The organism is Erwinia sp. S43, assembly GCF_016624745.1.
Lineage (GTDB): Bacteria > Pseudomonadota > Gammaproteobacteria > Enterobacterales > Enterobacteriaceae > Erwinia > Erwinia coffeiphila.
The window spans coordinates 127982-141514 of sequence record NZ_JACVTX010000008.1 but is presented as its reverse complement, the minus strand read 5'-3'; the positions used below and the strand labels follow the sequence as shown (position 1 = coordinate 141514).

Here is a 13533-nt window from a genome sequence, read left to right as displayed (position 1 = left end):
GATCTATGGGGCCAGTCTAATTAGCACATTATTTCTCATCCTCAGATCCCCCCTTTCCCTTCAAAACCCCAGCCTCATCAACCGTCCATTTTTCATCCAAAAACAACGACTACTTAACACTTACGCTAAGTCGATTTGACAATTTTTTGTGTCGATTGCAAATGTATATACAGGAAAATACATGAACAGAAGACACATATTGCAACATCACAACGGGCGGGGGTTACATGGTTTATTCGGGTAAAGTGAATATCCAACAGGCAATCGACGAAGCACCGGTTTCACGCTTTCACTGGGTGATTATCATCCTGGGATTTCTGATCCTCGCCATCGACGGGTTCGACACGGCGGCGATGGGCTATATCGCCCCCACGCTGTCCAGCGACTGGGGAATTAAAAGGCAGGACCTCGGGCCGGTATTAAGCGCCGCGCTGCTCGGGCTTTCCATCGGTGCGCTAATCGCCGGGCCGGCCTCGGACAGGCTGGGGCGTAAAAAGGTGCTGGTTTTCTCCTGCCTGTTCTTCGGGCTTGCCAGCCTGGGTACCGCCTATGCACAAACACTGAATACACTGACGCTGTGGCGCTTTCTGACCGGCCTCGGGCTGGGTGCGGCGATGCCGAATGCGATTACGCTCGTCTCGGAGTTTGCCCCGAAGCGCTGCCGTTCTATGGCAATAAACACCATGTACTGTGGCTTTCCGCTGGGTGCGGCGGGCGGCGGGGCGATCTCGTCCTGGCTGATCCCTAACTATGGCTGGCACAGCGTGCTGCTGGCCGGAGCGATTGCGCCGCTGGCGCTCACCGTGTTGTTGGTTCTGTTCCTGCCGGAGTCGGTCAAATTTCTGGTGCATCGCGGTAAAGACATTGTGCAAATCCGGCGCATTGCCCAGCGGTTTATTGCCGGGAACCTGGCGCAGGTGACGCATTTTTATCTGGACGAGGATCGTACCACCGGCAAAAAAGGCAGCGTGGCGCAGTTGTTCAGCCAGCCGTGGCTGGCCGGTACACTGATGTTGTGGATGACCTATTTTATGGGGCTGGTGATCTATTACGTGCTGCTGAGCTGGATGCCGACACTGATGTTGGGGATGGGCTATCCACTGGCGGAATCCGCCTGGCTGACCTCGCTGTTTACCTTCGGCGGCACGGCGGGGATCCTGCTGGCGGGCTGGATGATGGACAGGTGGGAAGCACACAAAGTGGTGATGACCGGTTTTGCCCTGACAATGCTGTTTGCGCTGGCGCTGGGCTTTGAGAACAACCATATCGTCCTGTTCGGCGGGCTGATCTTCCTGATGGGCATTACCATGAACGGTGCGCAGTCGGGCCTGCAAACCCTGGCAGCCACCTTTTATCCAACCCACTGCCGTGCCACGGGAATTGCGTGGATGCAGGGCGTCGGGCGCTTTGGCGGCGTGGCAGGCACCATGATGAGCGCACAGCTGCTTTCTCAGCAATGGCAGGCCGACAGTATCCTGATGTTCCTCAGCGTGCCGGCACTGCTCGCGGCGGCAGCCACGCTGTATAAGCTGCAGCGCTATAAAACGCAGAATCTGAGCGTTGCATAAACCCCGTTATCCTGCTCCCGCCGGGGCAGGATAAGCTTCACCTCCCCCCGTAATAAGTAAATTAAGATGGATTAATTACCATTCTTGATATCCATCAAGATGTGCATGCCTGTTTTTGTTCAAAAAGGAGGTAGGGGAAAATAAAGGGAAATAATGATGACTGAACAAGTGCAGGTAAAACTGGCATTTCCACTGTGGAAGGGCGTTTTAACGCTCTTTGTGGGCCTGCTAATCTGGTTTATGCCACCACCCACCGGCCTGGATATTGTTGCGTGGCATATGTTTGCGGTCTTCGCCGCGACCATTCTGGCGATTATTTTAAAAGTGATGCCGATGGGCGCGGTAACCATGGTGGCGCTGGTCGTCTCGGCAATGACCGGGCTGACGCCGATCTCCGGCGGTGGCAGCGGCAAAGTAGCCGCGCTGTCCGGCTTTGCCAACGGCACGATCTGGCTGATCGGTATCGCCATGTTTATCTCCCGCGCGGTGATTAAAACCGGGCTGGGCAGGCGCATCGCGCTGTGGTTTATCTCGAAATGCGGGCACAGCATGCTCGGCGTGGCTTACGGTCTGGCACTGTCCGATATGGTACTCGGCCCGGGCATTCCTTCCGCCTCGGCGCGCGGCGGCGGCATTATGTATCCCATCACCCAGTCGATTGCTACCGCATACCAGTCCGAGCCGGGGCCAACGGCCAGAAAGGCCGGGGCGTTTCTGATGATCTGCGTTTCGCAGATTGATGCCATTATCTGCGCAATGTTCCTGACGGCGATGGCCGGGAACCCGCTGATTGCCGAGCTGGCTGCCAGCCAGGGGATTCAGGTTAACTGGGGGATCTGGTTCTTAGGTGCCATCGTACCCGGTCTGCTGACGCTGCTGATTATTCCTCTGTGCCTCTATTATATTTATCCACCGGAACTGAAAAAAACGCCGGAAATACCGGGCATCGCGCGGGAAGAACTGCGCAAAATGGGTCCGATGTCCCTTGCCGAAAAAATTCTGGCGTTCGACTTCGTGCTGCTGATCGTGCTGTGGACCGCGGGCGATATCTTCTTCCAGATCCCCGCCACGCTGTCAGCCTTTATTGGCCTGGCGATCCTGCTGCTCTCCAACATCATGTCGTGGAAGAACATTATTGAAGAGAAAACGGCGTGGGATACGATGTTCTGGTTCGCTGTGCTGGTGATGATGGCCAACGCCCTGAACAAATACGGCATGATTGCCTGGATCTCTAAGGGCATCGTGGGCTACATCGGCCACTTTGACTGGCTGCTGGTGTTCCTGGTGCTGATTCTGGTTTATTTCTACACCCGCTATTTCTTTGCCTCGGCGATGGCGCATATTTCAGCGATGTATCTGGCCTTCCTGGCGGTATCCGTTTCGGTCGGCGTGCCGCCGCTGCTGGCCGCGCTGACGCTGGGCTACACCTCCAATCTGTCGATGGGCCTGACCCAGTACTCCGGCGGCCCCGGCCCGGCACTGTTCGGCTCCGGCTATAACTCTACCGGCCAGTGGTGGGGCGTCAGCTTCCTGGTATCGATCGTGTCTATCGCCATCTGGCTGCTGGCCGGCGGCGCATGGATGAAAATCGTGGGCATCTGGTAATACTCACGTTCGCCAGCGGGCAGGCGCTCAGCCTGTCCGCTGCTGAGCGCCGGTCTGCCTTGCCTGTCTGCAACTTAATCGTTATCCGTATATGCCTGGTTATCCTAGTTTTTTTATCGATATCAGCGTCAGCAGCGCCACTATTACCGGCACCAGCGATCCCCACAGTACGGCATTCCAGCCGAAAAGATGCAGCAGCGCGCCGGAAGAAAATGAACCAATAATCATCACGCCAAAGACGATGAAATCATTCAGCGACTGCACCTGAGTTTTCTCTTCGGGGCGATGGAAATCAACGATCTGCGCGGAAGCACCGGTAAAGCCAAAGTTCCAGCCAACGCCCAGCAGGATCAGCGACACCCAGTAATGTACGATCTCCGTTCCGGCAAGCCCGGCCAGCACAGAAAGAGCCGTAATCACCAGCCCCGCAGCAGCAACGCGAGAAGCACCGAAGCGGCTAATCAGCCCGCCGGTAAAGAAACCCGGCGCGTACATGGCAATCACGTGCCACTGGATGCCCAGGTTAGATGCCTCCTGAGAGATGCCGTGCATATGCATCGCCAACGGTGCGGCGGTCATCAGAAAGTTCATCACCATATAGGCAACCGCGCCGGTAAACACCACGCGGGCAAAACCCGGCTGGCGAATAATTTCAGCCAGCGCGCGGCCAGCGGCCCCAGCTTTATTCTGCGCCACCGGCTCGGCCGACTTCACGCCGGAAAGCACCAGCGCGGAAATCGCAGCCACCAGCGCCTGGGCAATAAAGGTCACCGCGAAGGTATGCGGCGGCCAGAGATCCATCGTGCCGGTCACCAGCATCGGGCCGATAACGCCCGCCGCCACGCCGCCGCCCATCACCAGCGAAAGCGCCCGTGCCCGCCGTTCTTTGCCCACGCCATCGGTGGCCGCAAAACGAAATGACAGCCCCACCGCCGCATAGGCTCCGCCCATAAACGCGGCAAGGCAAAACAGAGAGAACGAACCTATGACCACCGCCAGTGCGGCGGCCAGGCCGGTGATCACCCCGGTACCGGTGCCCAGCAGAAAGGCCGCTCTGCGGCCATACCGACGGGTAAACGCGCCGAGCGGTAAAATACAGGCGGCCATCCCCAGCACAAAAATCGTCAGCGGCAGGGTTGCCAGCGTGCTGTCCGGTGCAATGCTATTACCGACAATCGCACCCGTCGTATAGAACACCACCGCATTCGCACCCGCCAGCGCCTGAGCGGTGGCAAGGCGAAGAATATTGCTATTCTGCTGCCGCAGGGGCAGGGTTATTTCAGCGTTCATTGAGTCTCTTTGCACCTGTTAAATGCCCGGTCCCGGGCATAATTTATCCGCTTATCAGATAACAATAATGTCGCCGCCGCCGCAATGTCAGGAGTTGTCCTTGACAATCACGCACTCATACAAATCGCTAAAACTGACTACAAAATACGTGAAGTTCAACACAGATAAACGCTTTATCGCCGCCATTTTGCCGGATATGATCCTGAGAACGAATAAGGATGGTCTATGGCAAACTACACATTGCGTCAGCTGAAGTATTTCGTCACGACGGTTGAATGTGGCAGCGTGGCGGAAGCTTCCCGCAAGTTATTTATCGCACAGCCGTCGATCTCAACGGCAATAAAGATTCTGGAAGAGAGCTTCGGCGTACAGCTTTTTATTCGCCATCACGCGCAGGGCGTGTCGCTAACGCCTTCCGGCACCCGTTTTCATCGTAAGGCGGTCAGGCTGCTGCGAATGGCCCATGAATTTGAGCAAAATGCGCTGGCCGATACGGACATTGTGGCGGGTAAAATCGATATCGGCTGCTTTGAAACGGTCGCTCCACTGATTCTGCCAAAGCTGATCCACGGCTTTAAGGCTCTGTATCCCGGCGTGGAGATTATGATCCGCGACGGCGAGCAGCACGAACTGTTGCAGGGGCTGGCCGCAGGCCGCTTCGACGTGGCGCTGCTCTATCAGCACGATCTCGACAACAGCCTGAGCGTGGAACCGCTGGTCGCACCAAGGAAACCGTACATTCTGCTGCCTGCGGCGCACCGACTGGCGCAGCAGAGTGCGGTTTCCCTGTCTGAACTGGCCGATGAACCGATGATCCTGCTGGATGTGCAGCCCAGCCGTAACTACTTTATCAGCCTGTTTACCCGCGCAGGCATCACGCCGGATATTGTCTTTAGCTCGCCATCGATTGAAATGGTGCGCGGTATGGTTGGCCACGGTTTTGGTTTTGCCGTGCTGGTAACCCGCCCGAGCGGCAAGTTCAGCTACGACGGGAAGCCGCTGGCCATGGTGGAGCTGAAAGATGAGGTGGAGGGTTCCGGGCTGGCCGCCGCCTGGCTGGCTGGCGATCGGCTGACCAAACCCGCCGGACTGTTCGTGGAATACTGCAAAGCCGAACTACCGGGCATGCTGTAAACGGATCAGCGCGCCGTTCAGGCGCGCAGCCATTGGGTCAGATTCCCCAGCATTTTCATACAGGCATCGATCTGTTCCACGCTGATGAACTCATCCGGTTTATGCCCCTGTTCCATACTACCCGGACCGCAAACCAGCGTCGTCATACCCGCCTGATGAAATAATCCGCCTTCCGTGCCAAAAGCAACGGTACTGAAACGGTCGCAGCCGCACCATTCGGCCAGCAGGCTGGCGAACCGACACGTGGGATCGGTCAGCAGACCGGGATACTGGCTGAGCGGCTGAAAGGTGATGCTACAGCCGTCGGCTTTTTGCCGCATAGCGGGTAACAGCTCGCACTGCGCATACTGTGCGATCCGCTCAATGACCGCGTCAGCCGGGGCATCGGGCAGATGGCGGATTTCAAAGTCAAACTGGCAGGACTGCGGCACGATATTTAACGCTGTGCCGCCGGAAATCGTACCAACCTGCAGGGTGCTGAATGCCGGATCGAAACGGCTGTCCTGCACCTCGGCCAGCTGGTCCCCTTCATCCATCAACCGGGTAATCAGCCGGGTAGCATACTCAATCGCATTCACCCCCTGCGGCGCATAGGCGGAATGGCAGGCGTGGCCGCGCACGTCGCAGCGCATCGCCACTTTACCCTTATGGCCGTAAACCGGCCGCATTTCAGTGGGTTCGCCAATAATGCACAACGCCGGTTTACTGGCCGCATCAGCCAGCAGCTCCGTCAGGCTGCGCACGCCCAGGCAGCCGACCTCTTCGTCGTAGGAGAATGCCAGGTGCAGCGGCAGTCGCAGCGGTTCGGCAACAAATGCCGGAACCGAGGCCAGCACGCAGGCGAGGAATCCCTTCATATCGGTGCTGCCGCGCCCGTAATAGCGGCCTTCCTGTTCCGTCAGCGCAAACGGCGGCACGCTCCACGTCTGCCCCTCGACCGGTACTACATCGGTATGGCCGGAGAGCATCACGCCACCCGCTGTATCGGGGCCAATCACCGCGTAGAGATTCGCCTTGCTGCCGCTGTCATTATGCAGCAGCCGGGATGCCACGCCGTGTTCCGCCAGCCAGCTCTGAACAAAGTGAATCAGCGCAAGATTGGATTCACGGCTGGTGGTATCGAACGCCAGTAGCTGCGCCAGTAAATCGCGTACCGGGCTATTCATCGCCGGGAACCCCATAGCCGGGGGCCTGACGCGGATCGAGTGCTCGCGTCAGATAGTCCTGCGCCTGAGGTTGCCAGGCGCGCCAGAGATCGTTCAGCCGGGCCAATGGAGCAGCATCCGCCCAGTCAACTCTGAGGTCAACCAGCGGCCAGCTTTGATCGCCCACCACTTTCAGCGCGGCGGAATGGACCGGGCCAGCTTCTCCTCCCGCCGCCAGCCCCGCTTCCATCGCGAGGATCAGGCGCTCTGCCAGTGAACCCTGGCTTTTCTCAAATGCGCTGACCATAGCGACGATCACCTGTTTCCCTGCCAGCATATTTCCCGCAGCCACGCACGCTTTCCCCTGAACCGCATGATGCACACCCAGCGTCTGGCTGCCGCTAAATATGGCGGTGTGGCCATCGCGCCCAATCACCGTCACCTGGCGATACTGGCAGTGTGCGTCACGGGCCAGCGCATCATCTAACGCTCGCGACACGGTCGCCCCCTGATCCAGTGCCGCGAGGATTTCCGGGCCAAGAGCGGGCAGGGTGATGTTCTGGCTGGATACTGCACCGACCCCGCTCAGTACCCACGGACAGCGGGCACCCACCGCCATGCTGGAGGAGCTGACGGCCACGCCAAATTGCCCGGTTTCACTACAGCGTGCCGCGATTGAGAAGGTCACAGCGCCTCCTCATCCGGAATAACGGCTATGACATCAATTTCCATCAGCCACTGCGGCTGCGCCAGTGCAGACACCACCAGCCCGGTAGAGATAGGGAAAACGCCCTTCAGCCACTTTCCGACTTCCTGATAGACCGGCTCACGGTAGCGGGGATCGATAAGATACGTGGTCGTTTTGACGATGTGCGACAGATCGCTTCCCGCCTCTTCCAGCAGCTGTTTCACGTTTTTCATCGCCTGCTCCGCCTGCGCGCGCGGATCGCCCAGCCCCACCAGCGCCCCGGAAAAATCGGTACCCACCTGGCCACGCACGTAAACGGTATTACCTGCACGTACCGCCTGGCACAGATCGTTATCCAGGCTCTGATTTGGATAGGTCGCTTTGGTATTGAACATGCGAATACGGGTATGCGTCGGTTTGCTCATCTTTTAACTCCTGTAAAACGGGTAAATGAGGCCGCATAACGCGGCCGGTGGAAAATTCAGGCGGGTCGGCAGTAGCTCTGCTGCCTGCGGCGATACGCGCTGTTGCGGCTGGCCAGCCAGTAATAAAGCGGTGAGGTCACCAGCAGGCCGATCAGCCAGGAGAGATCCGCGCCGTTAATCCACGCGGAAACGGGGCCAACATAGAGCGGGGTATTCATAAAGGGGATCTGCACCACAATGCCGATGCCGTAAGCCAGCAGTGCCTGCGGGTTATAGCGGCCATAAATCCCACCATCCACCTGGAAAATGGAGCTAATGTCGTAGTTGCCTTTGTGGATGGCATAAAAATCGATCAGGTTGATCGCAGTCCAGGGCACCAGCACCACCAGCAGCGCCAGAACCAGATCCACAAAGTGGCTGATGAAATCCGCCGAGGCAAAGATCGCCGCCACCGAGCAGATCACCAGGGCGATTGCCGACAGCACGGCCCGGCTTTTACTGCCGGGTATCCAGCGCCAGAAAAAGGTTTGCACCAGGGTAATTAACGACATCACCGCGCCGTACAGGTTAAGGGCGTTATGGCTGATCACACTCAGCAGAAACAGCACCAGCATCAGTGGCCCAATCGCACCGGTGGCAGCCCTGACGGCGTCCATGGTTTGCAGGCCCGGCGGGGTCGCCAGCACCGCCACGGCACCAAAGATAAATGACAGGCTGGAGCCGAGCGTCGATCCCCAGTAAGTCGCCCAGAACGTACCTGCTACGGACACATTTTCCGGCAAATAGCGGGAATAATCGGAAACATAGGGGGCAAAAGCGATCTGCCACAGTGCCGCCAGCGATACCGTTGCCAGCCAGCCGTAAAGTGAAAATCCGCCGCGCGTCAGGAAATCCGCCGTATGGATATGGCTAAAGATATAGCCGAAGCCCAGCACGATACCGATCCCCAGCACCCAGGTCCCGATGCGGTTCAGCACGTGGATAAACCGGTAGCCGATAATGCCGATTATCCCGGACCCCACGGCACCAATAACAATCCCGACCGGCAGCGGTACGCCGGGAGCGATGCCGTGCAGCGACTCACCGGCCAGGACGATATTCGAGGTAAAAAAGCCGACGTACATTACTCCGGCAATCGACACCACCAGCAAGGAACCCAGCGAGCCGAACTGCGCACGGCTCTGAATCATTTGCGGAATCCCCATCTGCGGCCCCTGTGCGGAGTGCAGCGCCATCAGCGCACCGCCAGCGAGATGGCCGACCAGAATGGCCACCACGCCCCACAACAAGTTCAGATGAAACAGCTGAACGGCCAGTGCGCCGGTGACAATCGGCAGCGGAGCGATATTTCCGCCAAACCACAGGGTAAACAGATCGCGGGTTTTACCGTGACGATCGGCCGGGGGAACATAGCCAATAGTGTGTTTCTCAATCAGCGGGGGCGATGTTTCTGTTGGCGACATAGCAGGCTCCAATGTCAGAAAGTGCAGGGGATTTCGAGGCGTCGACGCATCGTTTTTTTATTGAGGCGATAATGCGCACTCTTTTTTCGACGGGTAAATTAGTAAGTTTATGGTCAGAGAGAATGAAAAAACTTGGCAGGGCAAACCAGTGGTGATTTAACGAAATTTCAACACTTGAGACATATGGATAACATTGAGCAGGAACGAACTCCCGCGGCCTGAATCGTTAATTTATCGTCAATGATGAACTTAATAATATTTTACCGTCTCTGATTCGCTCCCTAGGCTGCATTTGACGATTCCATAAGCCTGAGGATAGAGAGATGACGCCAGAAATAACCTTCATTGATACGCTGGTTGTCGGTGCCGGTCAGGCAGGTGTGGCAATGAGCGAACACCTGACGCGGCTGGACATCCCCCACATTGTGTTAGAAAAAAATCGTATTGCTGAAGCCTGGCGCACCGGCCGATGGGATTCACTGGTCGCCAATGGCCCCGCCTGGCACGATCGCTTTCCCGGCATGGAGTTTTCCGGTATCAGCCCTGATGGCTTTGTACCTAAAGAGCGCGTGGCGGACTATATGGAAGCCTACGCCAGCCGCTTCAATGCCCCCATTCGCACCGGTGTAGAGGTACGGCGGGTCGATCGCAACATTGGCAAGCCCGGCTTTCGTGTAGAAACCTCCGCCGGGGTGTTTGAAGCCCGCCATCTGGTGGTGGCTACCGGCCCGTTCCAGTGCCCGGCCATTCCGCCCATTGCACCGCAGACCGCAGAACTGACGCAGCTGCATTCGGCACATTATCGCAACCCCGCGCAGCTCCCGGATGGAGCCGTGATGATTGTCGGTGCGGGTTCATCCGGTGTGCAGATCGCCGAGGAACTGAATCGCGCCGGGAAAGAAGTCTATCTTTCCGTTGGTCCGCACGACCGGCCGCCGCGCAGCTATCGCGGGCGCGATTTTTGCTGGTGGTTAGGGGTGCTTGGCCTGTGGGATAAAGCGACCACGGAGCCGGGCAAAGAACACGTGACGATCGCCGTCAGCGGCGCAAACGGCGGCCATACGGTTGATTTCCGCAAGCTGGCGGAGGAAGGGGTCAGGCTGGTTGGCCGCACGAAGCGTTTTGCCAACGGTGTGGTGGAATTTGAAAACGATCTGGCGCAGAACATCGTGCGCGGGGATGAAAACTATCTCTCCCTGCTTGATGCTGCAGATGAGTGGGTCACACGCAATGGTCAGGATTTTCCGGAAGAGCCGCAGGCGCGGATCATTCGCCCGGCGCCTGCCTGTATGACCTCACCGGATCTACAGCTGAATCTGGCCGCAAACAACATCACCACGATTATCTGGGCGACGGGCTTTACCTCGGATTATCGCTGGCTGAACGTTAATGCCTGTGATGCACAGGGCAAACCGCAGCATCAGCGCGGCGTATCATCGGAACCCGGGGTTTATTTCCTCGGTTTACCGTGGCTCTCCAGGCGCGGTTCGTCATTTATCTGGGGCGTATGGCACGACGCCAAATATATCGCTGACCAGATTGCCATTCAGCGCAACTACCTTACCTGGCAGTAAGCCCTTGCAGCCAAAGCGAAAAGCATAACGCCAGAACCACGATGAAGATGAGATAGCGCTTGCCGGAAAGGGGGATGCCCCCCGCTTTCCGGCCGTTTATCCCGCCGTTTTCTCCGCAGCGCGAGTTTTCTTCACCGCCTGCAAAATCACCGGCTCCAGCAGCCGGGCCACGGCAGCAAAAGCGGGCACCACCACCGAATTCCCAAATTGACGATAGGACTGGGTATCCGACACCGGAATACGAAACGTCTTTTCCCCCGGCTTTTCGAAGCCCATCAGGCGAGCGCACTCACGCGGCGTTAACCTGCGCGGGCGGTGTTCAAGGTTGGCTGCATCGTGGAACGCTTTCTCGCCCAGCGCTTTATCCCACCCCCGGTCGATCAGGATCTCAGAACCATCTTTGTGGTAACGCGCGGAAAGGGTGCGCGAAACAACCTGCCGATCGGCGGGTGACACCAGTCCGTAACCAAAACCATTCCCTTTAGCCTGGTGTTTCTTCGCGTAGTTGTAGAGGTACTCCCACAGTTTTACCGTCAGGATATATTTGCTCTCAACCTGCTTATCCAGCAGATCGGCAAAGGCGGGGCGCTGCGGCGGATAGAACTTCGCAATATCGCGCAGGGTAAAGTCTTTTGCCAGGCCAAGATCGCGGCGGAATCCCACCAGCACAATACGCTCGCGGTGCTGCGGTAAAAAATGTTTGCCGTCGATGATTTTGGGATCGGTCGCACCGTTAACATCAGCATCAGCGACGTCGTAGCCCAGCTCATCCAGCGTTTGCATAATTACGCGAAACGTTTTGCCTTTATCGTGGCTTTTCAGGTTTTTTACGTTCTCCAGCACGAAGATTGCCGGTTTTTTGACGGCGATAATTCGCGCCACATCGAAGAACAGTGTGCCCTGCGTATCACATTCAAAACCGTGCGCGCGGCCGAGGGAATTCTTTTTGCTGACGCCCGCCAGGCTGAACGGCTGGCAGGGAAAGCCCGCTAACAGGACATCGTGCTGGGGGATCTGCCGATCGATATGGGCATAGGCTTCCGCTTCGGCCACCTCGGGTTTATCGCTCAGCGTGACCTTACGGATATCAGTATTAAACGTGTGCTCGTGCTCATCGTTAAACCAGTTAGCCCGGTAGGTTCTTACCGCGTGCGGATTCCACTCACTGGTGAACACACACTGACCGCCAATCGCCTCAAAGCCGCTACGAATACCCCCGATACCGGCGAAGAGATCGATAAAGCGGAACGGATAGTGGGGATGATGCGACGGTGGCTGCGGCAGCATGGCCTCAAGCGCGCTGACTTCCGCTGCGGTTAATGCCTGTGCGGCGGATTTTCCGCTTATCCAGCGGCTTACCGACTCACGCGTCCAGCCGTCACCGCCGACCGATTGCAAATGTTCGGCAACGGTCCGTCGATCGTAAATTTCCAACACCCGCAGCAGCAGTGCGAGATCTTCCGCGATGCGGGCCTGTAATCCTTCACGGGAACCGGCCATCAGCGGCTGCACGGCAGGCGGTAATTCTTTCATGACGATAATATTCCGGGTTAAGTTCGTGACAGGCTATCACATAATTGACCCGGATTTTACAGACGGCTCTCGCTATCCACCTCGTGCAGCGGCTCGCTGTGGCTTAGTGGCAGAATACGGCTGATTTCACCACCAAAACCGGTGATGATAAGCCTGTTCCCGTTGAGTTCGGCAACGGCAAAAGGCACGTTATCCGGGCCGTCGAGCATCCCTTTCAGAGTAATAAAATCGGTATTTCCACGTCGGTAGTAGCCGCCACGGTGATCGTGACCGGCGAAGTAGGCGCGAACCTGATAGCGGCACAGCAGATCCGCCACCGCTTCACCATTCCACAGAATGTGTTTTTTTAGCGGAGCCAGCGGATAGTGGCCAAACACAATAACCGTTTCACCCAGCGCCTGCGCCTGTTGCAGATTCTGCTCAATCCACGCCAGCTGCTTCTCGCCGACCGCACCGTTCCAGCGCTGGGCCTGCGGCTGCTGCTGCGCAATCAGTTCATCAAGCTGTTCACGAGCCTGCTGCAGATCGTCACCGTTGCCCGCGTTGCAGTAAAGGCTGATGTCGTTGCCATCGATGACCAGAAAGCGATAGCCGCTGAGGCGGAAGTGGTAATAGCTTTTCGGCAGGCCCAGCGGCGGAGTGTGCGCGGCCAGATGTTCGGAAATCACCTGCGCATCATGATTACCGATCACCGCGACATGCGGATGGTGCAGGGCATCATAGCGCGGCAGCAGCTCGCTGTAGCTTGACCACTGGCGATCGACCAGGTCGCCCAGGGTGGCAACAAAATCGAGTGACAGATCGTTCAGCGCGCTAATGGCCGAGGAAAGCTTACACAGCCCGTGGCGGTAATAGAGGTTATTTTCCACATCGGGATCGGCATCCGCATACTGAGGATCGGCAATCAAGCCAAATCGCAGGGTGCTGTCGGCGGGGTTAGGCGAGCGTAAGGCAGGGGGCTGGTAAAGAATTCCGGCCTCGCCCAGCGCCAGTCGCTGCGGCTGGGAAAGCGGATTTGGCAACGTTTTAAGGGACATCGTGCAGCAGATCCAGGCAATAAATAAGAGCCCTATCCTCGCCGTGCGGAATGACGTTTTTATTGCCGAAA

General features: G+C 57.5%; 11 protein-coding genes. 4 read left to right on the top strand and 7 right to left on the bottom strand.

All coding sequences use genetic code 11. From position 1 onward, the window contains the following. The first annotated feature begins 227 nt into the window (after nucleotides 1-227). Together IBT47_RS12580 and IBT47_RS12575 are read left to right on the top strand one after the other, a co-directional pair. Entirely contained in the window at nucleotides 228-1568 is a 1341-nt protein-coding gene (locus IBT47_RS12580; protein WP_200560673.1) for an aromatic acid/H+ symport family MFS transporter, read from the top strand. A 153-nt stretch (nucleotides 1569-1721) separates the two neighbouring features. Further along, on the top strand, nucleotides 1722-3173 hold the full coding sequence (locus tag IBT47_RS12575; protein ID WP_370569891.1) for a DASS family sodium-coupled anion symporter: 1452 nt from the start codon (nucleotides 1722-1724) through the stop codon (nucleotides 3171-3173). Between the two features lie 99 nt (nucleotides 3174-3272). Here IBT47_RS12575 and IBT47_RS12570 read toward each other — a convergent pair whose 3' ends face one another. Continuing rightward, complete coding sequence (locus IBT47_RS12570) at nucleotides 3273-4463, bottom strand: MFS transporter (RefSeq protein WP_200560672.1); 1191 nt, start codon at nucleotides 4461-4463, stop codon at nucleotides 3273-3275. Nucleotides 4464-4688: 225 nt separating this feature from the next. Here IBT47_RS12570 and IBT47_RS12565 point away from each other — a divergent pair, with 225 nt between their 5' ends. After that, nucleotides 4689-5597, top strand: coding sequence for a LysR family transcriptional regulator (locus IBT47_RS12565; protein WP_200560671.1), 909 nt, complete (start codon nucleotides 4689-4691; stop codon nucleotides 5595-5597). Nucleotides 5598-5614: 17 nt separating this feature from the next. On the opposite strand, the gene argE is transcribed toward IBT47_RS12565, so the two are convergent. The 4 genes from argE to IBT47_RS12545 are packed head-to-tail and all read right to left on the bottom strand — an operon-like array spanning nucleotide 5615 to nucleotide 9318. After that, nucleotides 5615-6763, bottom strand: coding sequence for an acetylornithine deacetylase (gene argE, locus IBT47_RS12560; RefSeq protein ID WP_200560670.1), 1149 nt, complete (start codon nucleotides 6761-6763; stop codon nucleotides 5615-5617). After that, nucleotides 6756-7430, bottom strand: a complete 675-nt coding sequence (locus tag IBT47_RS12555; protein WP_200560669.1) for a DUF1028 domain-containing protein — start codon at nucleotides 7428-7430, stop codon at nucleotides 6756-6758. Before IBT47_RS12555 ends, argE begins: the two co-directional genes overlap by 8 nt. Further along, nucleotides 7427-7855 carry a RidA family protein gene (locus IBT47_RS12550; RefSeq protein WP_200560668.1) on the bottom strand — a complete coding sequence of 143 codons (429 nt, stop codon included), beginning with the start codon at nucleotides 7853-7855 and terminating at the stop codon, nucleotides 7427-7429. Before IBT47_RS12550 ends, IBT47_RS12555 begins: the two co-directional genes overlap by 4 nt. Nucleotides 7856-7911: 56 nt before the next feature. Next, entirely contained in the window at nucleotides 7912-9318 is a 1407-nt protein-coding gene (locus tag IBT47_RS12545; protein WP_200560667.1) for a cytosine permease, read from the bottom strand. Between the two features lie 323 nt (nucleotides 9319-9641). Here IBT47_RS12545 and IBT47_RS12540 point away from each other — a divergent pair, with 323 nt between their 5' ends. Continuing rightward, on the top strand, nucleotides 9642-10892 hold the full coding sequence (locus IBT47_RS12540) for an NAD(P)/FAD-dependent oxidoreductase (protein WP_200560666.1): 1251 nt from the start codon (nucleotides 9642-9644) through the stop codon (nucleotides 10890-10892). Nucleotides 10893-10988: 96 nt separating this feature from the next. On the opposite strand, the gene IBT47_RS12535 is transcribed toward IBT47_RS12540, so the two are convergent. After that, a complete protein-coding gene (locus IBT47_RS12535; RefSeq protein ID WP_234471876.1) occupies nucleotides 10989-12392 on the bottom strand; it encodes a DNA cytosine methyltransferase in 1404 nt (467 codons plus the stop codon). 89 nt (nucleotides 12393-12481) lie between these two features. Beyond that, nucleotides 12482-13462 (bottom strand): metallophosphoesterase, encoded by a 981-nt coding sequence (locus tag IBT47_RS12530; protein ID WP_200560664.1) that lies wholly within the window; start codon nucleotides 13460-13462, stop codon nucleotides 12482-12484. Between the last annotated feature and the right edge of the window lie 71 nt (nucleotides 13463-13533).

Excerpts from the sequence above, each read along its gene's own strand:
- IBT47_RS12580 (WP_200560673.1), top strand. The coding sequence starts at position 228 with ATGGTTTATTCGGGTAAAGTGAATATCCAACAGGCAATCGACGAAGCA.
- IBT47_RS12575 (WP_370569891.1), top strand. The coding sequence starts at position 1,722 with ATGATGACTGAACAAGTGCAGGTAAAACTGGCATTTCCACTGTGGAAG.
- IBT47_RS12570 (WP_200560672.1), bottom strand. The coding sequence starts at position 4,463 with ATGAACGCTGAAATAACCCTGCCCCTGCGGCAGCAGAATAGCAATATT.
- IBT47_RS12565 (WP_200560671.1), top strand. The coding sequence starts at position 4,689 with ATGGCAAACTACACATTGCGTCAGCTGAAGTATTTCGTCACGACGGTT.
- argE (WP_200560670.1), bottom strand. The coding sequence starts at position 6,763 with ATGAATAGCCCGGTACGCGATTTACTGGCGCAGCTACTGGCGTTCGAT.
- IBT47_RS12550 (WP_200560668.1), bottom strand. The coding sequence starts at position 7,855 with ATGAGCAAACCGACGCATACCCGTATTCGCATGTTCAATACCAAAGCG.
- IBT47_RS12545 (WP_200560667.1), bottom strand. The coding sequence starts at position 9,318 with ATGTCGCCAACAGAAACATCGCCCCCGCTGATTGAGAAACACACTATT.
- IBT47_RS12540 (WP_200560666.1), top strand. The coding sequence starts at position 9,642 with ATGACGCCAGAAATAACCTTCATTGATACGCTGGTTGTCGGTGCCGGT.
- IBT47_RS12535 (WP_234471876.1), bottom strand. The coding sequence starts at position 12,392 with ATGGCCGGTTCCCGTGAAGGATTACAGGCCCGCATCGCGGAAGATCTC.
- IBT47_RS12530 (WP_200560664.1), bottom strand. The coding sequence starts at position 13,462 with ATGTCCCTTAAAACGTTGCCAAATCCGCTTTCCCAGCCGCAGCGACTG.